The sequence below is a fragment of the Paraburkholderia phenoliruptrix genome, from assembly GCF_047325075.1.
GTDB classification, from domain to species: domain Bacteria; phylum Pseudomonadota; class Gammaproteobacteria; order Burkholderiales; family Burkholderiaceae; genus Paraburkholderia; species Paraburkholderia phenoliruptrix.
Map to the genome: position 1 here is coordinate 2,516,541 of NZ_CP168531.1, position 26,204 is coordinate 2,542,744.

19 protein-coding genes and 2 tRNA genes are annotated in these 26,204 nt (G+C 63.8%); 11 read left to right on the top strand and 10 right to left on the bottom strand.

Going from position 1 to position 26,204, the window contains the following annotated elements; translation table 11 throughout:
• Positions 1–13 precede the first annotated feature (13 nt).
• The 4 genes from msrB to ACEN8U_RS23305 all read left to right on the top strand — a co-directional run bounded on the left by msrB (position 14) and on the right by ACEN8U_RS23305 (position 2,356).
• A complete protein-coding gene (msrB, locus tag ACEN8U_RS23290; protein WP_013588355.1) occupies positions 14–436 on the top strand; it encodes a peptide-methionine (R)-S-oxide reductase MsrB in 423 nt (140 codons plus the stop codon).
• A gap of 285 nt (positions 437–721) precedes the next feature.
• Positions 722–1,252 carry a septation protein A gene (locus ACEN8U_RS23295; protein WP_013588356.1) on the top strand — a complete coding sequence of 177 codons (531 nt, stop codon included), beginning with the start codon at positions 722–724 and terminating at the stop codon, positions 1,250–1,252.
• Between the two features lies 1 nt (position 1,253).
• Complete coding sequence (locus ACEN8U_RS23300; protein ID WP_015002621.1) at positions 1,254–1,565, top strand: BolA family protein; 312 nt, start codon at positions 1,254–1,256, stop codon at positions 1,563–1,565.
• Between the two features lie 11 nt (positions 1,566–1,576).
• Complete coding sequence (locus tag ACEN8U_RS23305) at positions 1,577–2,356, top strand: peptidylprolyl isomerase (protein WP_015002622.1); 780 nt, start codon at positions 1,577–1,579, stop codon at positions 2,354–2,356.
• 170 nt (positions 2,357–2,526) lie between these two features.
• On the opposite strand, the gene purL is transcribed toward ACEN8U_RS23305, so the two are convergent.
• Positions 2,527–6,621, bottom strand: a complete 4,095-nt coding sequence (gene purL / locus ACEN8U_RS23310) for a phosphoribosylformylglycinamidine synthase (RefSeq protein WP_015002623.1) — start codon at positions 6,619–6,621, stop codon at positions 2,527–2,529.
• Between the two features lie 581 nt (positions 6,622–7,202).
• Here purL and ACEN8U_RS23315 point away from each other — a divergent pair.
• From ACEN8U_RS23315 to pgi, 3 genes are all read left to right on the top strand, one after another.
• A complete protein-coding gene (locus ACEN8U_RS23315; protein WP_015002624.1) occupies positions 7,203–8,510 on the top strand; it encodes an FAD-dependent oxidoreductase in 1,308 nt (435 codons plus the stop codon).
• A gap of 181 nt (positions 8,511–8,691) precedes the next feature.
• On the top strand, positions 8,692–10,278 hold the full coding sequence (locus ACEN8U_RS23320) for a bifunctional ADP-dependent NAD(P)H-hydrate dehydratase/NAD(P)H-hydrate epimerase (protein ID WP_015002625.1): 1,587 nt from the start codon (positions 8,692–8,694) through the stop codon (positions 10,276–10,278).
• A 389-nt stretch (positions 10,279–10,667) separates the two neighbouring features.
• Positions 10,668–12,290: a glucose-6-phosphate isomerase gene (gene pgi / locus ACEN8U_RS23325; protein WP_015002626.1), complete on the top strand. Its 1,623-nt coding sequence runs from the start codon at positions 10,668–10,670 to the stop codon at positions 12,288–12,290.
• 121 nt (positions 12,291–12,411) lie between these two features.
• On the opposite strand, the gene ACEN8U_RS23330 is transcribed toward pgi, so the two are convergent.
• Entirely contained in the window at positions 12,412–13,098 is a 687-nt protein-coding gene (locus tag ACEN8U_RS23330) for an ABC transporter ATP-binding protein (RefSeq protein WP_051156734.1), read from the bottom strand.
• Positions 13,099–13,186: 88 nt separating this feature from the next.
• Between ACEN8U_RS23330 and ACEN8U_RS23335 the strand changes: the two genes are divergently transcribed.
• Together ACEN8U_RS23335 and ACEN8U_RS23340 are read left to right on the top strand one after the other, a co-directional pair.
• On the top strand, positions 13,187–13,816 hold the full coding sequence (locus ACEN8U_RS23335) for an arylesterase (protein WP_374725939.1): 630 nt from the start codon (positions 13,187–13,189) through the stop codon (positions 13,814–13,816).
• Between the two features lie 117 nt (positions 13,817–13,933).
• Positions 13,934–14,275, top strand: coding sequence for a hypothetical protein (locus ACEN8U_RS23340; RefSeq protein WP_041745292.1), 342 nt, complete (start codon positions 13,934–13,936; stop codon positions 14,273–14,275).
• A gap of 145 nt (positions 14,276–14,420) precedes the next feature.
• Here ACEN8U_RS23340 and ACEN8U_RS23345 read toward each other — a convergent pair whose 3' ends face one another.
• From ACEN8U_RS23345 to tig, 8 genes are all read right to left on the bottom strand, one after another.
• Complete coding sequence (locus ACEN8U_RS23345) at positions 14,421–16,361, bottom strand: SurA N-terminal domain-containing protein (protein ID WP_015002630.1); 1,941 nt, start codon at positions 16,359–16,361, stop codon at positions 14,421–14,423.
• Positions 16,362–16,444: 83 nt separating this feature from the next.
• Positions 16,445–16,521 (bottom strand) — tRNA-Asp (locus tag ACEN8U_RS23350).
• Positions 16,522–16,885: 364 nt separating this feature from the next.
• A tRNA-Val gene (locus tag ACEN8U_RS23355) sits at positions 16,886–16,961 on the bottom strand.
• Positions 16,962–17,074: 113 nt separating this feature from the next.
• Positions 17,075–17,347: an HU family DNA-binding protein gene (locus tag ACEN8U_RS23360; protein WP_006048930.1), complete on the bottom strand. Its 273-nt coding sequence runs from the start codon at positions 17,345–17,347 to the stop codon at positions 17,075–17,077.
• Between the two features lie 325 nt (positions 17,348–17,672).
• Positions 17,673–20,096, bottom strand: coding sequence for an endopeptidase La (gene lon, locus ACEN8U_RS23365; RefSeq protein ID WP_013588367.1), 2,424 nt, complete (start codon positions 20,094–20,096; stop codon positions 17,673–17,675).
• A 199-nt stretch (positions 20,097–20,295) separates the two neighbouring features.
• Positions 20,296–21,567 (bottom strand): ATP-dependent Clp protease ATP-binding subunit ClpX, encoded by a 1,272-nt coding sequence (gene clpX, locus ACEN8U_RS23370; protein ID WP_013339179.1) that lies wholly within the window; start codon positions 21,565–21,567, stop codon positions 20,296–20,298.
• A gap of 180 nt (positions 21,568–21,747) precedes the next feature.
• On the bottom strand, positions 21,748–22,401 hold the full coding sequence (clpP, locus tag ACEN8U_RS23375) for an ATP-dependent Clp endopeptidase proteolytic subunit ClpP (protein WP_006048927.1): 654 nt from the start codon (positions 22,399–22,401) through the stop codon (positions 21,748–21,750).
• A 209-nt stretch (positions 22,402–22,610) separates the two neighbouring features.
• Positions 22,611–23,957 carry a trigger factor gene (tig, locus tag ACEN8U_RS23380; protein WP_015002633.1) on the bottom strand — a complete coding sequence of 449 codons (1,347 nt, stop codon included), beginning with the start codon at positions 23,955–23,957 and terminating at the stop codon, positions 22,611–22,613.
• A gap of 454 nt (positions 23,958–24,411) precedes the next feature.
• Here tig and ACEN8U_RS23385 point away from each other — a divergent pair, with 454 nt between their 5' ends.
• On the top strand, positions 24,412–25,557 hold the full coding sequence (locus ACEN8U_RS23385) for a glycerate kinase (protein WP_015002634.1): 1,146 nt from the start codon (positions 24,412–24,414) through the stop codon (positions 25,555–25,557).
• Positions 25,558–25,621: 64 nt separating this feature from the next.
• Entirely contained in the window at positions 25,622–26,074 is a 453-nt protein-coding gene (locus ACEN8U_RS23390) for a MarR family winged helix-turn-helix transcriptional regulator (protein ID WP_041746155.1), read from the top strand.
• Positions 26,075–26,204 lie beyond the last annotated feature (130 nt).

Here is a 26,204-nt window from a genome sequence, read left to right on the forward strand (position 1 = left end):
ACAGGAACCGACCATGAATAATCCCGACGACCTCAAGCACGACGCCCCCAAGGTGCAGAAAGACGACGCCGAGTGGCGCGCGCAGCTTTCCGACATCGAATATCAGGTGACGCGCCACGCGGCCACCGAGCGCCCGTTCACCGGCCGCTATCACGATCACTGGGAACGCGGCGTGTACGACTGCGTCTGTTGCGGTACGCCGCTCTTCGAATCGGACACCAAATTCGACGCCGGCTGCGGCTGGCCGAGCTACTTCAAGCCGATCAACGGCGAAGTGATCGCCGAAAAAACCGACCGCTCGCACGGCATGTTGCGCATCGAGGTGCAATGCAAGAACTGCGGCGCGCATCTCGGCCATGTATTCGAGGACGGTCCGGCACCGACGGGGCTTCGGTACTGCATCAATTCGGCTGCGTTACAATTCGAGCCCAAGTAAGGCAGCGCTCTGCACTGACGGCGGGATTCGACGGGCGGCTGGCGGCCGGCGGCAGTAAGCGGCGAGCCGTCCGGACGTCGCGCACCCGGCGGCATGCATCGGCCCGCTCGGCTTACGGGCGAAGCCGGGGGCACGCCAGCCGAGTCACGCCGTGCGTCCCACGTCGCCAGACATGCACCGCGCGGCGCCGCCCGTCGGGCGCGGGCGGCTTTTCCCCCCAGCGCTTTTTGGTCTTCCGCACGCACCGTTGCCCTTCCGACCCACTCTCCAAGTTCCCGTCCAGAAATGAAATTCCTGTTCGATCTGTTCCCGATCATCCTGTTCTTCGTCGCCTTCAAGGTGTGGGGCATCTTCACGGCGACGGCAGTGGCGATCGTCGCCACGCTGGTGCAGATCGCGTGGGTGGCCTTTCGCCACCGCAAGGTGGACCCGATGCTGTGGGTGAGCCTTGGCGTCGTCACCGTATTCGGCGGCGCGACGCTCGTGCTGCATAACGACACCTTCATCAAGTGGAAGCCGACCGTGCTTTACTGGGCGTTCTCGGTCGTGCTGATCGTCTCGCAACTCGCCTTCAGCAAAAACCTGATCGAAGCAATGATGGGCAAGCAGATCACGCTGCCGCACGCGATCTGGGGCAAGCTGAACGTGATCTGGGCGATCTTCTTCGTCTTGCTCGGCCTGCTCAATCTGTTCGTCGCGTACAACTACACGACCGATCAGTGGGTCAATTTCAAACTGTTCGGCGCGACGGGCTGTCTGGTGGTGTTTATCGTCGGACAAAGCCTGTGGCTGTCGAAGTACATGAAGGAGGAATGACATGAGCGACGCGTTCATGCACGCCACCACTGCCGAGCGCGCGGCGCTGATCGAGGCGCGTCTCACGGCCGCGCTCGCGCCCATCGCGTCGATCCGTATCACCGACGACAGCGCGCAGCACGCCGGCCACGCGGGCGCCGCCGCGGGCGGCCATTTCAGTGTCACGATCGTGGCGGCGGCATTCGCCGGCAAGCCCCGCGTGGCGCGGCATCGCATGGTGTATGATGCGCTGGCCGATGCCATGCAGCGCGGCATTCATGCCCTTGTAATCACGGCTTACACGCCCGAAGAATTCGCTTTGTTGTCCCGCTAGGAAAACTTCCGATGACCTTGAAGAAAACCCGCCTTTGGGTATTGCTGGCTGCGTTCGCGGCCGCACCTGCAATCGCACAGAACATCGCCGTGGTGAACGGCACGCCGATCCCCAAGTCGCGCGCCGACGCGCTGATCGATCAACTGGTTCATCAAGGCCAGCAGAACACGCCGCAATTGCAGATGGCCGTGCGCGAAGAGCTCGTGAATCGCGAAGTGCTGATGCAGGAAGCGCTGCGCCGCGGTTTGCAGAATCGTCCGGACATCAAGGCGCAAGTCGCCGTGGCTCAGCAAACCGTCGTGCTGCGCGCGCTGATCGAAGACTTCGTGAAGAAGAATGCGCCGACCGACGCGGAAGTCACCGCGCGCTACAACGCGTTGATCAAGGACGCGGGCGGCAAGGAGTATCACCTGCACCACATCCTCGTCGACAACGAGCAGCAGGCCAAAGATCTGATCGCGAAGATCAAGGGCGGCGCGAGCTTTGAAGAGCTGGCCAAGCAATATTCGAAGGATCCGGGCTCGGGCAAGAACGGCGGCGACCTCGACTGGTCGGATCCGAAGGCCTATGTGCCGGAATTCGCGGACGCGGCCACGCATCTGCAGAAAGGCCAGATGAGCGACACGCCGGTGCATACGCAGTTCGGCTGGCACATCATCCGGGTCGACGACGTGCGCAGCATCACGCCGCCGCCGCTCGAACAGGTGCGCCCGCAAATCGTGCAGCAGATCCAGCAGGAAAAGCTGCAGGCGTTCGAGGAAGGTCTGCGCAAGAACGCGAAGATCCAGTAAGCGGGTCTCATCGCCGCTTCAAAAACAAAAGCCGCCTACGGGCGGCTTTTGTTTTGCGGGGAAGCCGCGGCGCGGCGCTTTGCATTCCGCGCCGCTATGTGCGCGGACGACAGGCCGCTGCGTCGCACAGCAGCCTGCCTCGCTTATCAACGCAACCAGCGGCCCGCTGATCAGCCCAACCAGCGCCGTGCGTTCTGGAACACACGCAGCCACGGGCTCGCGTCGGTGGCGCCCTCGCCCCAGCCTTCCGGGTGCCAGCTCATCTGCACCGCGCGATGCACGCGCTCCGTATGCGGCATGAGCACGGTGAAGCGGCCGTCCGGCGTCGTGACGGACGTGATGCCGTCCGGCGACCCGTTCGGGTTGAACGGATAGAGCTCCGTTGCCTGACCACGGTGGTCGACATAGCGCATCGCCACCGCGACCTTCGATGCATCCCCCTGCTGCGAGAAGTCCGCATAACCCTCGCCGTGCGCGACCGCGACCGGAATGCGCGAGCCTTCCATGCCGGCGAAGAAAATCGACGGCGACGCCTCGACTTGCACGAGCGAGAAGCGCGCTTCGAATTTCTCCGACTTGTTGCGCGTGAACTTCGGCCAGGCGTCTGCGCCCGGAATCATCGACGCGAGGCTGCTCATCATCTGGCAGCCGTTGCAGATACCGAGCGCGAACGTGTCCTTGCGGCCGAAGAACGCCGCGAACATGTCGGCCAGCTGCGCATTGAAGCGGATCGCTTTCGCCCAACCCTCGCCCGCACCCAGCGTGTCGCCGTACGAGAAGCCGCCGCACGCCACCGCGCCCGCAAAATCCGCGAGGTTGGCCCGGCCCGCGAGCAGGTCGCTCATGTGCACGTCGTGCGCGTCGAAGCCCGCGCGGTCGAACGCATACGCCGTTTCCAGATGCGAGTTCACGCCCTGCTCGCGCAGAATCGCGACACGCGGACGCGCGCTCTTGCCGATGTACGGCGCGGCGACGTCTTCAGCCGGATCGAACGTCAGCACCGGCGTGATGCCGGGATCGGCGGCGTCGAGCAGCGTGTCGTATTCGGCGTCGGCGCAGGCGGGATTGTCGCGCAGGCGCGCAATGCGCCAGCTCACCTCGCTCCACGCGCGATGCAGCTCGACGCGCGGCGCCTCATACACTTTCTTCGCGTCGCGATACACCTCGATCACATCGCGGTCGTTGGTCTTGCCGATCACATGCGAGCACGCCGACAGGCCATGCTCGCGCAACGCGCCGAGTACCGCGTCGCGGTCGGCCGCGCGCACCTGAATCACAGCGCCCAGTTCTTCGGTGAAGAGCGCGCGGATCGTGCGGTCTTCGCGACGGCCGCTCGTCTGCTTCGCCCAGTCTTTGGCGTCGCCGTAATCGGATTCGTGGTGCGGGTCGAGCACCAGCATGTCGACGTTCAGCGACACGCCCACGTGACCCGCAAACGCCATTTCGCAGACGGTCGCCCACAGGCCGCCATCGGAGCGATCGTGGTAAGCGAGCAGCTTGCCGTTTGCGTTCAGCGACTGGATGGCGTTGAAGAAGCGCTTCAGATCTTCGGGATCGTCGATATCCGGCACCGTGTCGCCGATCTGCTGCGTGACCTGCGCGAGGATACTGCCGCCAAGGCGATGCTTGCCGCGGCCCAGATCGATGGCGATGAGCACCGAATCGCCCACACCGTCCGCCCCGCCCGCGCGGCGCAGTTGCGGCGTGAGATGGCGGCGCACGTCTTCCACGGGCGCGAATGCCGAGATGATGAGCGACACGGGCGCGACGACTTCCTTCGCGACGCCGCGGTCTTCCCACTTCGTGCGCATGGACAGCGAGTCCTTGCCGACCGGAATGCTGATGCCGAGCGCCGGGCACAGTTCCATGCCGATTGCCTTGACCGTGTCGTAAAGCGCCGCGTCTTCGCCCGGCGCGCCGCACGCGGCCATCCAGTTCGCCGAGAGCTTGAGCTTGTCGAGCGACGCGATCGGCGCGGCCGCGATATTCGTGACCGCCTCGCCGACCGCCATCCGGCCCGACGCCGGCGCGTCGATCACGGCGAGCGGCGTGCGCTCGGCCATGGTCATGGCTTCGCCGCGAAAACCCGCGTAGTCCATCGTCGTGATCGCGACGTCGGCCACCGGCACTTGCCACGGGCCGACCATCTGGTCGCGCGCGGTCGTGCCGCCCACCGAACGGTCGCCGATAGTGATGAGGAACGACTTGCTCGCCACCGTCGGATGACGCAGCACGCTCACCGCGACTTCGGACAGCGTGATGCCGGTCACGTCCACCGGCTGCAGCGTCGGCTCGACCCGCGTGACGTCGCGATGCATGCGCGGTGCCTTGCCGAGCAGCACTTCCATCGGCATGTCGACCGGCTGGTGCGCGTTGCCGTCCTTCAGTTCGGGATCGATCAGCTTCAGTTGACGCTCGGCCGTGGCCGTGCCGATCACGGCGAACGGGCAGCGCTCGCGCTCGCACATGGCCGCGAAGGCCGGCAGATCGGCCGGGGCGATGGCGAGCACATAGCGCTCCTGCGCCTCGTTCGACCAGATTTCGCGCGGCGACAGGCCGCTTTCCTCGAGCTGGATCTTGCGCAGATCGAAGAGCGCGCCCTTGCCCGCGCCGTCCACGACTTCCGGAAACGCGTTCGACAAGCCGCCTGCGCCCACGTCGTGGATGCTCAGAATGGGATTCTTGTCGCCGAGCTGCCAGCATGCGTTGATGACTTCCTGCGCGCGCCGCTCGATTTCCGGATTGCCGCGCTGCACCGAGTCGAAGTCGAGTTCGGCGGTGTTGGTGCCGGTCGCCATGGAGCTCGCCGCGCCGCCGCCCATGCCGATGCGCATGCCCGGGCCGCCGATCTGGATCAGCAGCGAGCCTTCCGGCAAGTCGTGCTTGTGCGTGTGCTGGTCCGAAATATTGCCGATACCGCCCGCAATCATGATCGGCTTGTGATAGCCGCGGACCACCCCGGCCACGTTCTGCTCGTACGTGCGGAAATAACCGCCCAGATTCGGCCGGCCGAATTCATTGTTGAACGCGGCGCCGCCGAGCGGTCCGTCGATCATGATCTGCAGCGGCGAAGCGATGCGGTCCGGCCGGCCGTACACCTCGTGCGTGTCGTTCGGATTGCGGTGCCCAAGCGGGACGGCTACGTCGCGCGCGTTTTCCCAGGCTTCCACGCCGTCGGGCAATTCCAGGTTCGACACCGTGAAGCCGGTGAGGCCCGCCTTCGGGCGCGCGCCGCGGCCGGTCGCGCCTTCGTCGCGGATTTCGCCGCCCGCGCCCGTCGCAGCGCCCGGAAACGGCGAGATTGCGGTCGGGTGGTTGTGCGTCTCCACTTTCATCAGCGTGTGCGTGAGCTCGACGCTGCGGCGATAGTGCTGCGGCAGCTCGTTCGCGCCGAGCTGCTCGGGCGTGCGCGGGAACCAGCGCTCGGCCATGCCGCCCGCCATGATCGCCGAATTGTCCGAATACGCGACGATCGTGCCTTGCGGGTTCAGCTTCTCGGTATTGCGGATCATGTTGAAAAGCGAGATGTCCTGCTTCTCGCCGTCGATCGTCCATTCCGCATTGAAAATCTTGTGGCGGCAGTGTTCGCTGTTGGCCTGCGCGAACATCATCAGTTCGACGTCGGTCGGATTGCGGCCGAGCTTCGTGAACGCGTCCACGAGGTAGTCGATTTCGTCGTCGGCGAGCGCGAGGCCCAGTTCCGAGTTGGCGGCTTCGAGCGCGGCGCGGCCGCGGGCCAGCACGTCGACCGTTTGCAGCGGCTTGGCCGGCAGTTCGTCGAACAGATGCAGCGCGTGATCGCGCGACGGTGCCACGCTCTCGGTCATGCGGTCGTGCAAGGCGGCGGCGACGGCTTCGCGCGCTTCGTCGGAGAGCGCCTTCTTGCCGCCGAGCAGGCCGCTTTTCAGCGTGACCGTGTACTCGACGCCGCGCTCGATGCGGCGCACCTGCGTGAGCCCGCACAGGTGCGCGATGTCCGTTGCCTTGCTCGCCCACGGCGACACCGTGCCGAAGCGCGGCACGACGAGAAACGTTTCGGCGGCGCCGCGCTCCCTGCTTTCCTCGAGCGGGTGACCGTAATGCATCAGCGCCTCGATTTTCGCGGTGTCTTCAGCGGAAAGCGGCGTTTGCGCGTTGACGAAGTGCAGATATTGCCCGCGCACGCCCGTAATGTTCGGGTCGATGCGCGTAAGCGTTTCGAGCAGGCGGGTTTGACGGAAATCGGAAAGGGCCGAAGCGCCGGGGAAACACGAGAAGTGGGCCATGGACTTGACGTTGCGTCGCTCAATGATGCCGAAGAGTCGCGCGTGATGGCGACATGAGGCGGAAAGGAAGTCCGGGATTATACCCCGGGAACGGCCTCCCAGCGGCCCTGGCGGTGCCGTTGCCGCGTGCTCGCTCATGCCGTGGCCGAGCCGCCCCCGTGCCCTCGCTGTGCCCTCGCTGTGCCCTCGCTGTGCCCTCGCTGTGCCCTCGCTGTGCCCTCGCTGTGCCCTCGCTGTGCCCTCGCTGTGCCCTCGCTGTGCCCTCGCTGTGCCCTCGCTGTGCCCTCGCTGTGCCCTCGCTGTGCCCTCGCTGTGCCCTCGCTGTGCCCTCGCCGGCCCGCCCGATGCCCGCCTCGCATCGCGGACGGTGGCTCGCCGCGCGGCGCGCATGACCGCGCGCGGTCGTTGACTGCTATCATTCGGCCTTTCATCAGATCGGTGCGAAGAAGGCGCGGCCTTGCCGCCAGCCTCATGTCGCGAGCCGTGCCCGACGCCGTTTCCGGCACGCGTGGCAGCGCGCGAGCGACAGCCGCACCGCATATCACGCCTCGGCGCCTCGCCCGGCAAATCGAATCAGAAGAATGGATGTCATCGTCATTGGCGGCGGGATTGCTGGCGTCGCCACCGCTTATCAGCTACGCGCGGCCGGCCACCGGGTATGCGTCGTCGAACGCCATGCCACCGTCGCGCAGGGCGCGACCTATGGGCACGGCGGCACCGTCCTGCCGACGCCGCTCGACGTCTGGTTCGGCCCGACTTTCATGGCAAGCCGCCAGAACGCGAAAAACGGCGTCATCAGCAAGCCCGGTTTCAGCGGACCGGCGCGCCAGTTCGTCAAGAAACTGGCCGCCTTGCAGGAACCGGACGGGTACGGCCGCCAATATGGCTTGCTGCGCCCGCTCGTCGAGGCGTCGCGCGAGGCGATGGCGGATATGGAAGCGCGCTTTGGCTACGAGTTCGAACAGGCGAGCGGCGTGCTGTACCTCGTGCGTTCCGCCGAGGAATGGGAGCAGTTGCAGCCGGCGCTCGGCCTGCTCGCGCGCCACGAGGTGCCGCATCATGTGCTCACGCCCGCCGAATGTGCGGCCTACGAGCATTCCGTGCGCACGGAGCCGGAATTCGCGGGCGGCGTGCTGTTCGATCACGAGCGAACCGCCAATTGTCCGCTCTTCGCCAAACTGGTCAAGCAGACGCTCGATAACCAGGGCGGCGTGCAGTTCATGCTCGGCTGCGAGGTCTCGGCGATTCGTCTGGAAGGTCAGCGCGTCGCGGTAGAACTGGCGTCGCGCCCGGGTGCGGCGGCGCGCTCGCGCGAAGTCGACGTGATCCAGGCGGACGCCGTCGTCGTCGCCGCTGGACAAGGCAGTCTCGCGCTGCTCGAGCGCCTCGGCTTGCGGCTGCCGCTCCATCCGCTGCGGCTTCACACGCTCGTCGCGCCGATCGCGCATGAAGAATGTGCGCCGCACGTGGCGATCGTCGACGCGGTCAAGCGCATCACGATCAGCCGGATGAATCACCGCTTGCGCATTGCCGGCGGTGCCGTGCTGCAGGCCGCGAACCAGCTCGACAGGCCGCTTGCCGAGGCGGTGACGAAGGAAGCGCTCGCGCTCCTCGGCCAGGCGACGCACGACTGGATTCCGGGAGCCGCGCGCATTTCGGCGGCCCTGCCCTGGGAAGGCATCAAGCTGCTATCGCCGGACGGGCTGCCGGTGGTGGGCAACGCGCTGCATCCGCGGCTTTTCGTCAATGTGGGGCACGGCCCCGCGGGCTGGGGGCTGGCGTGCGGCGCGGGCAAGCTGATTGCCGATCTGATCGGCGGCCGGACGCCGGATTTGCCCGATGACACGCTGGCCGCGCTGCGGGCGGACAGGTTCCAGGCAAGCGCGTAGGCAGCGGCGGCGGACAGCGCGCGCCGTCCTGGCGCTTCTATGCGCGCTTCTATGCGCCCTTATTAACGCGCTTGGACGCGTCTTGAATCCAGGCACCGCGCGCCCTTCGGCTCTACCATAGCGATTGCGCAGGCTTTCGCGCCTGCCTCCTCGCGCCCGCCCTTTCTTGCCATGCTTCGCCATGACCCACGCCGACCTCACGCCCCCGACGCTGATTCGCCCTGAGAACCGCGCCCTTTCCCTGCTGACGCTGACCGACTTGCGGATCGCCGAAGCGCAAGCCGCGGCGGCGCTGCCCGCGCACACGCTGATGGACCGAGCCGGCAAGGCGGCCGCGAGCTTCCTTGCGGAACGGATCACGCGCGATACATCCACGGAAAAAGCGCGGCAGCGCGTCTGGCTGATCGCGGGCCCCGGCAACAACGGCGGCGACGCGCTGATTCTCGCAGCGGAGCTGCACAAGGCCGGCATCGCCGTGGAACTGTGCATGCCGGTCCCAGTGAAGCCAGACGACGCCCGCTGGGCGCTCGACACGGCCCGTGCGTGCGGCGTCGCCATCCAGGAGGCTCCGCCCGCTTCGTTCGACGGTTACACCTGGCTTGTCGACGGCATGTTCGGCATCGGCCTCACGCGCCCGCTGGAAGGCGTATTCGCGGACCTCGCGCGGCGGCTCTCGCAACGCACCGTGGCGCGGCCGCGCAGCGGCGGCGTGCTGGCGCTCGACGTGCCGAGCGGTCTCGACAGCGACACGGGCACGATTGCCGGCAACGGCGACGCCGCCGTGCGCGCGACGCACACCGTCACCTTCATCGCCGCGAAGCCCGGCCTCTTCACGGCGCAGGGCCGCGATCTTGCCGGCGCGGTGACGGTCGCGCCGATCGGCGTCGACAGCGCGGCGCGCGCCAGCGTCCGGCTGAACGCGCCGGAACTGTTCGCCGGCTTCCTGCCGCCGCGCGATTTCGCGACCAACAAGGGCACGTTCGGCAGCCTCGCGGTGGTGGGCGGCGACACCGGCATGTGCGGCGCGCCGATTCTCGCCGCGCGCGCAGCGCTCTTCAGCGGCGCGGGGAAAGTTCACGTCGCGCTCCTCGGCGCGGGCGCGCCGCCGTACGACCCGCCTCATCCGGAACTGATGTTGCATCCCGTCGACGATCTGCCGCTCGACCGAATGGACGCGCTCGCGGTGGGCTGCGGCATGGGCCACGGCGAACGCGCCGCGGGCGTGCTGCGCGATGTCCTGCAACTGGATGTGCCGAAGCTGTTCGACGCCGACGCGCTCAATCTGATGTCGAAAGACGCGGCGTTGGCGGCGGCCGTCACGGCGCGCGGCGCAGCAGGCGATCCGTGTGTGCTGACGCCGCATCCGCTCGAAGCCGCGCGCTTGCTCGGCACCGACGCCGCCGGCGTGCAGCGCGACCGCCTGAACGCCGCGCGCTCGCTCGCCGCACGCTTTGCCGGCGTGGTGGTGCTGAAAGGCACGGGCACGGTGATCGCCGCTGCCGATGGCCGTCTGACGATCAATCCGACCGGCAATGCAGCGCTCGCCACGGGCGGCACCGGCGACGTGCTCGGCGGCATCATCGGCGCCCTGCTCGCGCAGCGCCTGCCGGCTTACGAGGCGGCGCTCGCGGGCGTCTATCTGCACGGGCTCGCCGCGGACACCTTGAGCGCACAAGGCGATGGGCCCGCCGGGCTCACGGCAGGCGAACTTGCGCCGATGGTGCGGACCTTGCTGAACCGCATGTTCTATCCGTCGGCCCAAACGTGACGGCGCGGTAGTGATAGCGCGATTGCGCGATAACACGAAAACGCGGTGAGCGGTCTCGCGCCTCGCTGGCCGCGAAGCGTCTCGAAGCATCTCCAAGCGTCTTATAGCGCCTGGCTAATGCCCTGCCGCCCGTCACGCAACGCCGCTATACTGAGTGACTGCGTGACCCGCTGTGAAGGTCCGGCGTACTCCGTGGTCGCTCATGCCCTGCGCAGCGAATCACCGCGCATTGCCGGGAATCCGGCAAAGCAAAACGTTCATGGCTGCGGCAGCATCGGAAACTTCACTGCGAACGCGGCCGTATGGCCTCGCTCCGACAGCATCGTTGCATCATCCTCGGCGGCGCTTCGCGCGCGCCTTTCTTCGTGCCCCTTGGTTAGACGGACGCTATGACCCAGAACTCGCTCCCCTCCTGGTCCTCGCTGCAAGCGCATTACGAACAGATTCGCAATGCGCATCTGCGCGACTGGTTCGCCCCCGAGAACGATCCCGCTCCTACCCGCGCTGAACGCTTTGCGTTCGCGGGCGGCGGTCTCGCGGCCGATTTTTCGAAGAACCGCATCACCGACGAAACCCTGAAGCTCCTCGTTCAGCTCGCGCGCGAAGCCGGCGTCGAAAAGCGCCGCGACGCGATGTTCGCGGGCGACGTCGTCAATCCCACTGAAGGCCGCGCGGCGCTGCATACCGCGTTGCGCGCGAGGAGTCCCGACGCGCCGTTTCACACGCAGGTCGAGGCCGAGCGCGCAAAGATGGCCGCGTTCGCGGAAGAGGTGCGCAGCGGCGCGTGGACCGGCTACACCGGCAAGCGCATTCGCCACGTGGTGAACATCGGCATCGGCGGCTCGGACCTCGGGCCGAAAATGGTCGTGCATGCGCTGCATCACCTCGCCACGCCGGAGATCGCCACGCACTTCGTGTCGAATGTGGACGGCGCCGATCTCTACAACGTGATGCAGCAGATCGACCCCGAAGAGACGCTCGCCATCATCGTTTCGAAGACGTTCACGACGCTCGAGACCATGACCAACGCGCGCTCGCTGCGCGACTGGTTCCTCGAAAAAGGCTGTCCGGAGAACGCGCTGGCCAGGCACTTCGTCGGCGTGTCGGCGAATCCGTCGGAAGTCGTCAAGTTCGGCATTGCGAAGGAGAACGTATTCGAAATGTGGGACTGGGTGGGCGGCCGCTATTCGCTGTGGTCGGCTGTCGGTCTGTCGATCATGATCGCGATCGGGCCGCAGCAGTTCGACGAACTGCTCGCGGGCGCCAACGACATGGACGAGCACTTCCGCACCGCCCCGCTGGAAAAGAATCTGCCGGTGCTGCTCGGCATGATCGGCATCTGGTATCGCAACTTCTTCGGCTCGCAGAGCTACCTGGTCGCGCCGTATTCCGAAGCGCTCCATTTCCTGCCGTCTTATCTGCAACAGCTGGAGATGGAGAGCAACGGCAAGTCGGCGCGGCTCGACGGCGCCATGGTCGACTATCCGACCGCCGCGGTGACGTGGGGCGAACCCGGCACGAACGGCCAACATGCGTTTTTTCAGATGCTGCACCAGGGCCCGACTATCGTGCCGATCGACTTCGTCGCTGTACTCACGCCCGAGCATCCGCTCGTGAGCCATCATGCGAAGCTGCTCGCCAATTGCTTCGCGCAAAGCGAAGCCTTGATGCTCGGCCGTACGCTCGAAGAGGCCAAAAAGGTCGCCGGTCCGGATAAGCCGGAACTCGCGCCGCACCTCGTCTTCCCTGGCAACCGTCCCACCACTACCTTGATCCTCGAAGCGCTCACCGCGCGTTCGCTGGGCGCCCTGATCGCGTTGTACGAGCACAAGGTGCTGGTCCAGGCGTCGGTGTGGAATATCAACCCGTTCGATCAATGGGGCGTCGAACTGGGCAAGATCCTCGGCAAGGTTGTCGAAGCCGACCTGACGGCGACGAGTGTCGACGACAAGAAACACGATTCGTCGACGTCCGCGTTGATCGCGCGGGCGCGTGCGGCTTTGAAGTCTTGATGGTCATGCGCCGGTCTCTCGTGACCGGCGCATTCGGCAAGCGTTGCGCGCTGCCGTGGGCCAGGAGCGGGCCGGTCGCGGCCCGTTTCCCTAATGGCCGCTCACCGAGCAAGCCGCTCATTCAGGCAAGACGCCCCGCTTCGATCGTGACAGTCGTGTCGCAACGGCGTGCCAGTTCGACGTCGTGCGTGACGAGAATCAGCGTCGCGCCGTTCGCGCGGTTCATTTCGAACATCAGGTCGATCACCGCGTGGCCGGTCGCGGCGTCCAGACTGCCGGTCGGCTCGTCGGCGAAGAGGATGGCGGGGTGCGTGACGAACGCCCGCGCCAGCGCAACGCGTTGCTGCTCGCCGCCCGAAAGCAGCTTTGGATAATGACCGGTGCGCTGCTCCAGGCCGACCTGCTCGAGCAGCCGGCGCGCACGCAGTGCCGCTTCGCGCGTGCCGATGCCGCCTTGCAGTTCAAGCGGCAACGTGACATTTTCGAGCGCCGTCAAATGCGGCATCAACTGAAACGACTGGAACACGAAGCCGACTGAGCCGCTGCGCAATGCGGCGCGCTCGTCTTCGTTCAAAGTGGTGAGTTCGCGGCCCAGTAGCCGAACCGAGCCGGAACTCGCGCTGTCCAATCCTGCGAGCAGTCCGAGCAGCGTAGACTTGCCCGATCCCGACGCGCCGACTATCGCGACACTGCTGCCGGCCTGAATAGCCAGGTCGATGTTGTCGAGAATGGTCAGTTCGCCCGTTGCATCCTTAACCTTCTTGCACAAACCCCGCACTTCAATGACTGGATCAGTTTTGTTTAGCATGGTGAAGCGTAGGTTGAAAGTGCGCGTTATCAAACGCCGCGCCAATGCAATCGTTCTGGCAGCAAAGTCGCCCGCAATCGGCTCTTTGATGTTGGCGGCCGCCCTCTTTTCGACGAGCTTCGCGGCTCATGCCGCCAATACGCCAGAACCGGCGAAGCCCGTCATCGTCGTATTGGGCGACAGCATTTCCGCCGAATATGGCCTGCCACGCGACACGGGCTGGGTTGCGTTGCTGCGCCAGCGCCTGAGCGAGGAGCGAATCGATTATAGCGTTGCGAACGCCAGCATTAGCGGCGACACGACGAGCGGCGGACGAGCCCGCTTGCCCGCGCTCATGCAACGTTTGAAGCCGAGTATCGTGATTGTCGAACTGGGTGCGAACGACGCGTTGCGTGGCGTGCCGCTCGCCACGACCGAGGACAACCTGCGCACGATCATCGAAGAAGCGCAGCAAGGCCATGCGAAGGTCGTGCTCGTCGGCATGTACGTGCCGCCTAACTACGGCCCGGACTACACTCAAAAGTTCCACGGCATTTACGGCCAGCTCGCGAAGCAACTGCGCGTGCCGCTTGTCCCATTTCTGCTTGCGGGCATTGCCGACAAGCCGGAGATGTTCCAGGCGGACCAGATTCATCCTACGCAGCAGGCACAGCCAGTGCTACTCAACAACGTGTGGCCCGCTGTGAAGCCACTCCTTCGCACAGGTTCGCCGCGCTGAAACGCCGCTGGCGGCTTGTTTCCGAAAACCTCGGGAGCACGGATCGGCAAGCGCCCTGCGGCGCTTTCGCAATCCCGTGCACCCGGCTCGATTCTGAGCGACTTCTGAGGAGATAACGTGAAATTCCTACCGTTAATCGCTTTGACCGTGGCAATTTCTGCCTGCGCCGCGCAACCGCCGGCTGGCGTCCAATCCGTTGGACAGAGCCAGCAACCCCCAAAGGCCGTCGCAACCTGTATTGCGCAGAAGTGGGCAGACGGCTCGCAGAAGCAGGTGGTCTCGCAAGATACGATGGCTAACGATCAGGCCGTCGACGTCTATGTGCCCGGCGAGCAGCCGCCGAACGGCGCGGCGGCCGTCGTGCGTCCTTCGTACTCGGGCAAGGGCTCGTGGGTCGGCTTCCGCGCCAATGGCGCAGCGGGCAGCGACGCCACCAGCGCGATCAGTTCATGCCTGTAACCTCGAGGCGCTGAGCGCCCGGCGTTCAGGTCCCCGGCAGTCCGAATGGAAAAAGCCCCGCAAAATGCGGGGCTTTTTCGTGTGTGGCAATACGCGTATGTCGCATGCGCCGGCCGATCCGACGACTGCCAGGCCGGCGTGAAGCTTACTCGTTGCCTGCCTGCGCGTTGCCGCTGCTCTCGAGCGAGCCATACAGCTTGACCTTCGAACGCGCGCGCAGTGCCTTGACGTAGGCCTCCGTTTCCGACTGCGATTCCACTTGCGCGATCTGCTGCTGGGCTGCGGCGAGGCGCTGCGGATCCACCGGCGCGGCCGCGACGACCGCGTTCACGCGATAGATCGCGTAACCATCGTCGCCGAGATCGACGCCGACATAGGCGGGCAACTTTTGCGCATCGGCCTTATAGATCGCGCTCAACGCCGCCGGCGGCACGCCCTGCGCGTCGTTGCGCGACACCTTCAACGGCGACGAGAAGCCCGTGGTCGCCTTCGACTTCTCGAACTCGGCGAGCTTCGCGAGGCCGTCCTTGTGCGCGGCTTCGTTCGATTGGACCGCGATCACCTTCTGGCGCACTGCGTCCTTGATCGCGTCGAGCGCCGGCACGGCTGCGGGCTTGTAGTCCGTGACGTGCGCGGCGATCAGCGCGTTGCCGCCGACGTCGATGGCTTGCGTGTTGTTGCGCGCGTTGACGGAGTCGTTCGCGAACACGGCGGCGAGGAACTTGGCGTTGTTCAGCGGGCTGTCGGGCGGCAGCTTCGGATTGGGCTGCGGCGTGACCGTGGCCGTTTGCACCTGCAGCTTGTATTTATCGGCGGCGGGCTGAAGGCTCTTCGCCTTTTCATAGACGATCGACGTGAAGCCTTCCGAGTCGTCGCTGAATGCCTTGCTTGCCAGTTGCGTCTTGAGGTCGCGCGCGATCTGGTCTTTCACTTCGTCAAACGGCCTCGTGACTGCCGGCTTGACGTCGGTCACCTTGACGATGTGATAACCGAAGTCGGTTTGCACGATGCCGCTCACTTCGTCCTTCTTGAGCGCGAACACCGCGTCGTCGAACGCCTGCCCGCCTGCGATCATGCCGCGGCCGAAGTAGCCGAGATCGCCGCCTTTCGCAGCCGAGCCGGGATCCTGCGAGTTCTGCTGCGCGATCTGAGCAAATTGATCAGGATGCGCCTTGACCTGTGCGAGCAACTCTTCGGCCTTCTGCTTCGCCTTGGCCTTGTCGGCCGGGCTCGCGTCTTTCGGGGCCGCAATCAGGATGTGGCTCGCGCGCACCTGACCTTCGGTGCGGTAATGCGCGATGTTGTCGTCGTAGTATTTTTTGAGGTCGGCGTCGCTCGGCTGCACGGACGCAGCGAGCGTGGCCGGCGACATGACCAGATACTGGATCGTGGCCGTGGCCGGCGTCGCGAAGTCGTTGCGGTGCGCGTCGTAATACGCCTGCAACTGTGCGTCGGTAGGCTGCACCTTCGCGGCGTAGTCGCGCGGATGGAAAGCAATGCCCTGTACTTCACGCTGCTGCTCGGCGAGTTCGGTCAAGTGCTGCGCCAGCGTCTTCGACGTGAATGCGCTGCCCTGAATGCTGGCCGGCAACTGCTGCGTGGCAATGCTGTAGCGCACGCGCTCGTCGTACTGGTCGGGCGTCATGCCCTGCATGGCGAGCAGCTGCTTGTAACGGTCGACGTCGATCGAGCCGTCCGGCTTTTTCAGCGACGAGATGACCGGGTCGTTCAGCAGCACGCGGCGCACGGCGTCGTCCGACGCGGTGAGGTGCAGGCGCTGCGTTTCATCGGCGAGCACACGCTGTTCGATCAGGCCGTCGAGCATTTCGCTGCGACGCTCGGGCGTGTCGAATGCCTTGATGTCGAACTGCGCGCCGAGCATCTGACGCGCGCGGTCGAGCTGCTGACGCATCGCGTTGTCGTACTCTGCCCGCGTGATCTTGTGACCGTTGACGCTTGCGACGTTTGCACTTTCGTCAAAGAAGCCGCGAAAGCCCTGAATACCCACAAAACCCAGCCCCGGCACAATGACGAGGATGAGCATGAACATCATCAGGCGTTTGTGATTGCGGAAAAAATCGAGCATGCGTGAGTGCCAAAAACAGAACGCCCGATCTTACAACAGCGGGCAATAAAAAAGGCGAACCGGAGTTCGCCTTTCGAGGATACTGGCGGAGTGGACGGGACTCGAACCCGCGACCCCCGGCGTGACAGGCCGGTATTCTAACCGACTGAACTACCACTCCTTGCGCCGTGCGCTTCACTCTGCGTTTAAGCGCACGTCTTCTTGCACGTCTTGTTACTAGTTGCTGCTCGCCCTGATTGCTATCCCTGATCCCTATAAAAAATCACGGCGAAAAAGAATTGTAGCGGAAAGGGCCGCGTGTTCGCAACTTTTGCCTCCCCGCGATCCTTCCGCAGGTAAAACAGCAATTGCCGCGCGACGATCCGACGCTTGTTGCGCCGGATTTTTGCGCCTCGCCTTAATGTCCGCCCGCCGCCCCCAATAATCGCTCGCGCAATCGACAACAAAAAACCCGCAAAGCCAATAGCCGTGCGGGTTTTTATGAACTTCTCCAACGTGCCGAAACAAGCGGATCGCGAAACGAATGGTGGGTGCTGAGAGGCTCGAACTCCCGACCTACGCCTTGTAAGGGCGCCGCTCTACCAACTGAGCTAAGCACCCGTTCCGCAGACTGCCGATGCTTCTGCCTTGCTGCCTGCGTTTGGTCCAACCGTGAAAGAAGGAACCCAACAACTGCGCATCAACCGCAACGAGTTGCCCAAGCAGCAAGCGCGTTAGTTTAGCGCATCCTTCAGCGCTTTGCCAGGCCTAAATTTGGGAACCTTGGCGGCCTTGATCTTGATTGCATCGCCGGTGCGCGGATTGCGCCCAGTACGCGCCGTACGCTTGCCGACCGCGAACGTGCCGAAGCCGACCAGCGTCACCGAACCGCCCTTCTTCAACGTGCCCTTTACACCGCCGATCACTGCATCGAGCGCGCGGCCGGCCGCGGCTTTCGAAATCTCTGCCTGCTGCGCAATGTGGTCGATCAATTCCGTCTTGTTCATCCCTACCCCCGAGAATGTTTTAGAACCGAAACGGCGCGTGCGGCGCCTGACATCGTGTGGCCGGCGGCAATGCCGGGCCGAGTCATTAGAATTGGCCGAAACCGCCGTGTCAACCGGGGTTGAGCCTGATTTGAAGGGATTCTCGCGGACTATTCGTCGCCGCGGGTGTCAGGGCTTTCGATGCGCGCACAACGAACTTACGGCGCGGCATTTCGTTGCTCGCATGACAGCAGTTTGTCGAACATGGTTCGCGCCCGAATTGCAATAAAAAACCCGCGGCTAGCAACACCGCGGGTTCTTGTAGAGCAGTAGAGACTGCTCAGGCTTAGTGCTTCACGACCTCGGTTGCGCCCGAGTCCTTACCGGCCTCGCCCGCTACCGGCGACGCCGGCTTCGCCTCTTCTTCGGGCAACGCTTCGGGCACACGTTCGAGCGCCAGTTCGAGCACCTTGTCGATCCAGCGGACCGGCACGATCTCGATCGCGTTCTTCACGTTATCCGGAATCTCCGTCAGATCCTTGACGTTTTCTTCCGGGATCAGCACGAGCTTGATGCCGCCGCGGTGCGCCGCCAGCAACTTCTCCTTCAGACCGCCGATCGGCAGCACTTCGCCGCGCAACGTGATTTCGCCCGTCATTGCGACGTCGGCACGCACCGGGATACCGGTCAGCACCGACACCAGCGCGGTCGTCATTGCGATACCTGCCGAAGGACCGTCTTTCGGCGTCGCGCCTTCGGGCACGTGGATGTGAATGTCCTGCTTTTCGAACGCCTCGTCCTTGACACCCAGACGACGCGAACGCGAGCGGACCACCGAACGCGCTGCCTCGACCGACTCCTTCATCACGTCGCCGAGCGAACCCGTGCGGATCACGTTGCCCTTGCCCGGCATCACGGCGGCTTCGATGGTCAGCAGATCGCCGCCCACTTCCGTCCACGCGAGACCCGTGACCTGGCCAACCTGATTTTCCTTCGCAGCCAGACCGAAGTCGTACTTGCGCACGCCGAGGAACGTGTCGAGATTGCTGCCGTCCACCTTCACCGCGCCTTCCGCCTTCTTCAGCAGAAGCATCTTCACGACCTTGCGGCAAATCTTCGACACTTCACGCTCGAGCGAACGAACGCCCGCTTCACGCGTGTAGTAGCGAATGATGTCGCGGATCGCGGTTTCGGTCACATCGACCTCACCGTCCTTCAGGCCGTTGTTCTTCTTCTGCTTCGGCAGCAGATAGCGTTGCGCAATGCTGACCTTTTCGTCTTCCGTGTAGCCCGACAGACGGATCACTTCCATCCGGTCGAGCAACGGCGGCGGAATATTCAGCGAGTTCGACGTCGCCACGAACATCACGTCCGACAGATCGAAGTCGACTTCGACGTAGTGATCCGCGAACGTATGGTTCTGTTCCGGATCGAGCACTTCCAGCAATGCCGACGACGGATCGCCGCGGAAATCCTGGCCCATCTTGTCGACTTCGTCGAGCAGGAAGAGCGGATTGCGCACGCCGACCTTGGTCAGGCTTTGCAGAATCTTGCCCGGCATCGAACCGATGTAGGTACGACGGTGACCGCGAATCTCGGCTTCGTCGCGCACGCCGCCCAGCGCCATGCGCACGAACTTGCGGTTCGTGGCACGAGCAATGGACTGGCCGAGCGACGTCTTACCGACACCCGGAGGCCCGACGAGGCACAGGATCGGCGCCTTCACCTTGTCGACACGCTGCTGGACCGCGAGATACTCGAGAATACGTTCCTTCACCTTCTCGAGACCGAAGTGGTCTTCGTCAAGCACGCGCTCCGCGTTCGAGAGGTCGTTGTTGACCTTGCTCTTCTTGCGCCACGGCAGGCCGATCAGCGTGTCGATGTAATTGCGCACGACCGTCGCTTCCGCCGACATCGGCGACATCAGCTTGAGCTTTTTGAGCTCGGCGTCGGCCTTCTTCTTGGCTTCCTTAGGCATGCGCGCAGCCGTGATGCGCTTCTCGAGCTCTTCGAGATCCGCACCTTCTTCGCCTTCGCCCAGTTCCTTCTGGATCGCCTTGACCTGTTCGTTCAGGTAGTACTCGCGCTGGCTCTTCTCCATCTGACGCTTGACGCGCCCGCGGATGCGCTTTTCGACCTGCAGGATGTCGATTTCGGCTTCGAGTTGCGCGAGCAGGTGCTCGAGACGCTCGATAACCGGAAACATTTCCAGAATGTGCTGCTTCTGGTCGAGCTTGAGCGGCAGATGTGCCGCAATCGTGTCGGCCAGACGCCCGGCTTCGTCGATGCCCGACAGCGACGTCAGGATTTCAGGCGGGATCTTCTTGTTCAGCTTCACATACTGGTCGAACTGCGACACGATCGCGCGGCGCAGCGCTTCGGTTTCAGCGCTGTCGGCATGGTCGGGTTCGAGCGGCATGACTTCGCACGAGAACTGCGTTTCCTGTTCTTCGATGGAAAGCGTTTTCGCGCGCTGCAAACCCTCGACGAGCACCTTTACAGTGCCGTCGGGCAGCTTGAGCATTTGCAGGATGTTGGCAACACACCCTACTTCGTACATGTCCTTTTCGGTCGGCTCATCTTTCGCAGCCGTTTTCTGGGCGACGAGCATGATGTGCTTGCCGCCTTCCATCGCTGCTTCGAGAGCCTTGATCGACTTCGGGCGGCCTACGAAGAGCGGAATCACCATGTGCGGGAAAACGACTACGTCGCGCAGCGGGAGCAGCGGCAGCGTAATGCGTTCCTGCGGGAGGAGTTGGGTTCCTGACATTTCATTTCCCCATGAGTGGAATCAGTTCGTTCGATAGGTGAGGCCAGCAGAAAATATTGCAAGCCTCCGCGTGTGGGAAAAGTTCAGTGACTCCGAAGGTTCAGTGACTCCATTGTGAAAACAACCGTTCTGACCACACGATAAACGAAAAAGCCGTTCACGTCGCCATGAACGGCTTTTTGCTGTACCCGAAAGCCGATCAGTTCGAACCCGCGACTTTGGGCGCGTCTTCATAGATCAGTAAGGGTTTGCCGTCGCCGTCGATCACATTGTCGTCAATAATGACCTTGCTGACACCTTTCATTTGCGGGAGGTCGTACATGACATCAAGCAACGCCTGTTCCAGGATGGAGCGCAGCCCGCGCGCGCCGGTCTTGCGGCGGATCGCCTTGCGCGCCACTGCCTGCAGCGCTGCCGGGCGAATCTCCAGTTCGACGCGTTCCATGTTGAACAGCTTGTGATATTGCTTCACGAGCGCATTCTTCGGTTCGACGAGAATTTTCATCAATGCGGCTTCGTCGAGCTTGCCGAGCGTGGCCACCACCGGCAGACGGCCGATCAGTTCCGGAATGAGGCCGAATTTGATCAGGTCTTCTGGTTCCACTTCGCGCAGCACCTCGCCGGCGTCGCGGTCCTGCTTGCTCTTCACGCTCGCGCCGAAGCCGATGCCGGTCTTTTCCGTACGATCGACAATGACTTTTTCAAGGCCGTCGAACGCGCCACCGCAAATGAACAGAATGTTGGTGGTGTCGACCTGGATGAAGTCCTGATTCGGGTGCTTGCGGCCGCCCTGCGGCGGCACCGACGCCATCGTGCCTTCGACCAGCTTCAGCAGCGCCTGCTGCACGCCCTCGCCCGACACGTCGCGCGTGATGGACGGGTTGTCGGACTTGCGGCTGATCTTGTCGATTTCATCGATATAAACAATGCCGCGCTGGGCCTTGTCCACTTCGTAATTACAGTTCTGCAGCAGCTTCTGAATGATGTTCTCGACGTCTTCGCCGACATAACCCGCTTCCGTCAGCGTGGTTGCGTCCGCAATGACAAAGGGAACGTTCAGAAGACGCGCGAGCGTTTGCGCAAGCAGCGTCTTGCCGGAACCGGTCGGGCCGATCAGCAGGATGTTGCTCTTGGACAGCTCGATCTCGTCCTTCTTGTCGAGATGCTTCAGGCGCTTGTAGTGGTTGTACACCGCGACGGCGAGAATTTTCTTCGCGCGTTCCTGACCAATCACATACTGGTCGAGGATTTCACGAATTTCCTGCGGACCCGGCAGATCGGACTTGGACAAGCCCGCCTCGATACCCGCACCCGCCGCTTCGTCGCGAATGATTTCGTTGCACAGGTCGATACATTCATCACAGATGAACACCGACGGGCCGGCAATCAGTTTTTTGACTTCATGCTGGCTCTTGCCGCAAAACGAGCAATACAACAGCTTTTCGCTGTTAGAACCTTTTTTGTCCGCCATAGATGTGTGAGCCTCCGGACACTCCATTACATGATACGCCGTTTGCCCCAGCCACGCAGTTGGGCGCGGCCGGGCTGAGCAAGATGACGGCGTTTGCCGCAGGCGCTCGGACGACTCCTGATTATTTCACAACCGACCCGGCGATGGATTTGCCCCGATTTAGCGCAAACCCGTAGCCGATCAAGGACGCTTGTGCGCCACCTGATCGACAAGACCGTAGGCCTGGGCGTCATCGCCGGACATGAAGTTGTCGCGGTCGGTGTCGCGCGCAATGCGCTCGACGGGCTGGCCGGTGTGGTGCGCGAGCAGATGATTCAGCCGTTCCTTCAAATACAGGATTTCGCGCGCCTGGATTTCGATATCCGACGCCTGACCGCGTGCGCCGCCAAGCGGCTGGTGAATCATCACGCGCGAATTGGGCAGCGCAAAGCGCTTGCCCTTCGCGCCCGCCGCCAGCAGAAACGCGCCCATGCTGGCCGCGAGCCCCATGCACAACGTGGACACGTCCGGCTTGATGAACTGCATCGTATCGTAGATCGCCATACCCGCCGACACCGAACCGCCCGGGCTGTTGATATAGAAATAGATGTCTTTGTCGGGATTCTCGCTTTCGAGGAACAGCATCTGCGCGACGACGAGATTGGCCGTCTGATCGTTCACCTCGCCGACCAGGAACACAATGCGTTCCTTCAGAAGACGCGAGTAGATGTCGTACGAGCGCTCGCCCCGGCCGCTCGTTTCCACGACGATCGGCACCAGTCCGAGCGCCTGCGCTTCGAGATCCCGGGACGACTGGGAGGTCAACGTGTCCAGCATTTGGGCGCGAAAGGTCATGCAATGGATCCTTGTCTGGAAATATTCTGGATATTCGATGCTAGACAGGTGTGGTCGACCAGCCCGTATTCAAGTGCACATAAACCGCGCAAAAACGTGACACGAATGAGTGACCCACATAAGTGACACAAGCGCGGCGCAAGAACACAGAACAAAAAAACGGCGTGCGGGCCGTCGCTCCGACAGCCGGCACGCCGTTGCAGCGACGCTTACGCTTGCGCCGTTGCGCTTGCCAGTTCTTCGAAGCTCACTTCCTTGTCCGTCACCTTGGCCTTGCTCAGCACGAATTCGACGACGTTGGCTTCAACGACATACGCTTCCATTTCAGCAAGGCGTTGCTGGTTCGAATAATACCAGCGGACGACTTCCTTCGGGTCTTCGTAGCTTTTCGCGAATTCGTCGACTTCCGCACGGATCTGTTCGGGCTTTGCCTGCAGGTTGTTCGCCTTCACGAGCTCGGCCAGAACGAGACCCAGCTTGACGCGACGCTCGGCCTGTTCCTTGAACATAGCGGCAGGAATCGGCGCATCTTTAGCGTTCGGCACGCCGCGCTGCTCCAGATCCTGACGCGCCATGGCGACGAGGCGCTCCTGATCCTGTTCGATCAGCGCGTTCGGCACGTCGAGTTCCGAGATCTTCAGGAGCGCATCCATGACCTGGTTCTTGACGATAGCCTGAGTGCGGCGCTTCGCTTCGCGCTCCAGGTTGTCTTTGATTTCGGCGCGCATTTTGGTCAGATCGCCGTCTTCAATGCCGAGCGACTTCGCGAATTCGGCGTCGATTTCCGGCAGATGCGGCCACTCGATCTTCTTCATGGTGATCGTGAATTGCGCCGTCTTGCCGGCCACTTCCTTGCCGTGATAGTCGGCCGGGAACGCGAGGTCGAATTCCTTCGACTCGCCGATCTTCAGGCCCGCGGCTGCTTTTTCGAATTCCGGCAGCATGCGGCCTTCGCCCAGCACGAACACGAAGTCTTCGGCGCTGCCGCCCTGGAACGCTTCGCCGTCGATCTTGCCGACGAAGTCGACCGTGACGCGATCGCCTTCCTTCGCCGCCGTGTCCGCACCGCCGTCGCCGTGCTCGCCGGCTTCGCCGCGTGCGTGGTAGTGCACGCGCTGCTTGCGCAGGATTTCCAGCGTGCGGTCGATTTCCGCTTCGCTGATGGTCGTCGTGGTGCGCTCGATTTCAGCCGTGGCGACGTCGCCCAGCTTTACTTCCGGATACACCTCGAAGGTCGCGTCGAACGCGTAGGCGCCTTCAGCGGCGTCGGTCTTCGGCGCGAAGCTCGGCTGGCCGGCGACGCGCAGGTTTTCGGTGCGGCTGATGTCGAAGAATTCCTTGCCGACCTTGTCGCTCAGCACTTCCGCTTCCACCTGGCCCGAATACTGTTGCGTCACCATCTTGAGCGGCACCTTGCCCGGGCGGAAACCCGGCATGCGCACGTTCTTCGCGAGTTGACGGATACGCGAATCCACTTCCTTCTGCACGGCGTCCTTCGGCAGGGAAATCGTTACGCGGCGTTCGAGCTTGCCGAGGTTTTCAACAACGTTAGCCATGGCTTCAATCGTCCTAAAATTATTCGAGCGAATTCAGTTATCTTCTCCGTGCCGCATTTGCGCGCCTGCGCCGCGGGCTTGCAGGCCGCCGGCAGCACGGTTGGGTCCAAAGAGCCAAATATTTTAGCAAACTATTTGCACAGCTAGCCGGGATTCGATGCCTGCGCGCGTTTTTATCGCGATTCAGGCCCATTCAGGGGCGTTTCCGGGCCGTTTTTCTGGCGGTTTTGCGTTTCCCGGACAATTTCGCCGCGCGTTGCCTTGCAACGCCTGCCGCATGCGTCGCGAGACATGACGATGCCCACTATGCCGTTCGACATATTGGGCCAGCGTAGGCATGCTGCTAAGCTAGCGAACGCGCTCGCAGCCGCGCCGCATCGGCCGCATCGGCCTCATCGGCTTTAACCGCCGGCCGCTTCGCCTCTCGCCACGACTCCAACCATTCAGAGACATCATGCCGAATTCGCCGTCCACGCCTGTCGTCGTCATCGCCCCCGATTCCTTCAAAGGTTCGCTCAGCGCCGAACAGGTCGCACAGGCGATCGCGTCGGGCGTACGGCGCGCCCGCCCGGACGCCGAAGTCCGCATCTGCCCGATGGCGGACGGCGGCGAAGGCACGCTCGACGCCATGCTGACGCGCGGCGGCGAGCGCCGCACGCTGAGCGTGCGCGGCGCGGCCGGCCCGGTGCGGGACGCGCTCGCGGGCGTGTTCGCCGACGGCAGCGCGATCGTCGAAACCGCGGAGGTCGTCGGCATTACGGACCCGGTTGGAATGGGCGTCCCGGTCGAGGCGCGCAGCACGCGCGGCATGGGCGAAGCCATCGGCGCGCTGCTCGACGCCGGCGTGCGGCGCTTCTTCGTGGCGCTCGGCGGCAGCAGCACCAATGACGGCGGCGCGGGCCTGCTCGCGGGGCTCGGCGTGAAACTGTTCGACGCGCGAGGCAACGCGCTCGAGCCCACGCCCGAACAGCTCGCGCGCGTTGCACGCGTGGACGTGTCGCAGCTCGACGCGCGGCTCGCGGACGCGCACTTCATCGGCATGTCCGATGTGGACAATCCGCTGACGGGCGAGCACGGCGCAACGGCTGTTTTCGGTCCGCAAAAAGGCGTCAAGCCGGACCAGGTCGCGACGATCGACGCCGCCCTCGCCCGCTATGCGGATCTGCTCGAAGCGGCACTCGGGCGCACGGCGCGCGAGCTGCCCGGCGCGGGTGCCGCGGGTGGCCTCGGCTTCGCGTTGCACTTGCTCGGTGCACAGTTCGAGCCGGGCGCGGAAACGGTCGCGCGGCAGATCGGCCTCGACGCGGCGCTCGCGGGCGCGAACTGGCTCATCACCGGCGAAGGACGCTCCGACGTGCAAACGCTGCACGGCAAGGCACCCTTCATTGCCTGCCGTCATGCGCAGGCGGCAGGCGTGCCGGCCACGCTGCTTTCGGGCGCCGTGGACTCCGCCGCACTGCCGCGGCTTGCCGACTATTTCAGTGGCTGCTTCTCGCCAGCGCCCGGTCCGATCACCCTTGAATTCGCGATTCGCGACGCCGCGCGACTCCTGGCGGATGAGGCCGAACAACTGACGCGTTTGAAGTACGGCGCGCGTTGACCCGGCGGCATGGTTGCGGCAACAATCACAGCGCCACAACCGCGCCACTCATCACGGGATGACCATGAAGGACTCCGCCAAAGCTGGCCTGGAACAGCTCCTCACCTATCGTCTGCATGTACTCAACAAGCTTGCTGAGCGCGGTATCAGCGAGCGTTACCAGGACAAGCTCGGCGTGACATTGCCGGAAGCTCGCGTGATCGCCTCGGTGGGATCGTTCGGACCGTTTTCGATCATGGAGCTCGCAAGGCATGCCAATCTCGACAAGAGCCAGGCGAGTCGCGCCGCCGAAGGGCTGATCCGGCAGGGACTCGTCAAACGCGAAGCGAGCGCAGAAGACGGCCGCGTGGTGCTCGTCTCGCTCACCGCCGAGGGCCGCGCGCTCTATCGCAAGGTGATGCCGATCGCGCGCAAGTGGAACGGCGATCTGTTCGATTCTCTGGACGAAAAGGAAAAGCGCGCGCTAGGCGAGGCGCTCGATAAGGTGATCGCAGCCATCACCGGAGGCGACGCGTAAAGCGCGGCTGCATAACGGCATCGAAGAAAACTGGAAATCGAGGCGTGCCAGCGGCCCGCATGACGGGCGTCGCCGGCGTTCCGCGGTCAATGCTTCGCTCATCAACACATCATGACGCGCACAGTTGGTT

What these genes read in the sequence shown, in the direction of transcription:
- msrB (WP_013588355.1), top strand. Translation starts at nt 14, where the DNA reads ATGAATAATCCCGACGACCTCAAGCACGACGCCCCCAAGGTGCAGAAA.
- ACEN8U_RS23295 (WP_013588356.1), top strand. Translation starts at nt 722, where the DNA reads ATGAAATTCCTGTTCGATCTGTTCCCGATCATCCTGTTCTTCGTCGCC.
- ACEN8U_RS23300 (WP_015002621.1), top strand. Translation starts at nt 1,254, where the DNA reads ATGAGCGACGCGTTCATGCACGCCACCACTGCCGAGCGCGCGGCGCTG.
- ACEN8U_RS23305 (WP_015002622.1), top strand. Translation starts at nt 1,577, where the DNA reads ATGACCTTGAAGAAAACCCGCCTTTGGGTATTGCTGGCTGCGTTCGCG.
- purL (WP_015002623.1), bottom strand. Translation starts at nt 6,621, where the DNA reads ATGGCCCACTTCTCGTGTTTCCCCGGCGCTTCGGCCCTTTCCGATTTC.
- ACEN8U_RS23315 (WP_015002624.1), top strand. Translation starts at nt 7,203, where the DNA reads ATGGATGTCATCGTCATTGGCGGCGGGATTGCTGGCGTCGCCACCGCT.
- ACEN8U_RS23320 (WP_015002625.1), top strand. Translation starts at nt 8,692, where the DNA reads ATGACCCACGCCGACCTCACGCCCCCGACGCTGATTCGCCCTGAGAAC.
- pgi (WP_015002626.1), top strand. Translation starts at nt 10,668, where the DNA reads ATGACCCAGAACTCGCTCCCCTCCTGGTCCTCGCTGCAAGCGCATTAC.
- ACEN8U_RS23330 (WP_051156734.1), bottom strand. Translation starts at nt 13,098, where the DNA reads ATGCTAAACAAAACTGATCCAGTCATTGAAGTGCGGGGTTTGTGCAAG.
- ACEN8U_RS23335 (WP_374725939.1), top strand. Translation starts at nt 13,187, where the DNA reads ATGTTGGCGGCCGCCCTCTTTTCGACGAGCTTCGCGGCTCATGCCGCC.
- ACEN8U_RS23345 (WP_015002630.1), bottom strand. Translation starts at nt 16,361, where the DNA reads ATGCTCGATTTTTTCCGCAATCACAAACGCCTGATGATGTTCATGCTC.
- ACEN8U_RS23360 (WP_006048930.1), bottom strand. Translation starts at nt 17,347, where the DNA reads ATGAACAAGACGGAATTGATCGACCACATTGCGCAGCAGGCAGAGATT.
- lon (WP_013588367.1), bottom strand. Translation starts at nt 20,096, where the DNA reads ATGTCAGGAACCCAACTCCTCCCGCAGGAACGCATTACGCTGCCGCTG.
- clpX (WP_013339179.1), bottom strand. Translation starts at nt 21,567, where the DNA reads ATGGCGGACAAAAAAGGTTCTAACAGCGAAAAGCTGTTGTATTGCTCG.
- clpP (WP_006048927.1), bottom strand. Translation starts at nt 22,401, where the DNA reads ATGACCTTTCGCGCCCAAATGCTGGACACGTTGACCTCCCAGTCGTCC.
- tig (WP_015002633.1), bottom strand. Translation starts at nt 23,957, where the DNA reads ATGGCTAACGTTGTTGAAAACCTCGGCAAGCTCGAACGCCGCGTAACG.
- ACEN8U_RS23385 (WP_015002634.1), top strand. Translation starts at nt 24,412, where the DNA reads ATGCCGAATTCGCCGTCCACGCCTGTCGTCGTCATCGCCCCCGATTCC.
- ACEN8U_RS23390 (WP_041746155.1), top strand. Translation starts at nt 25,622, where the DNA reads ATGAAGGACTCCGCCAAAGCTGGCCTGGAACAGCTCCTCACCTATCGT.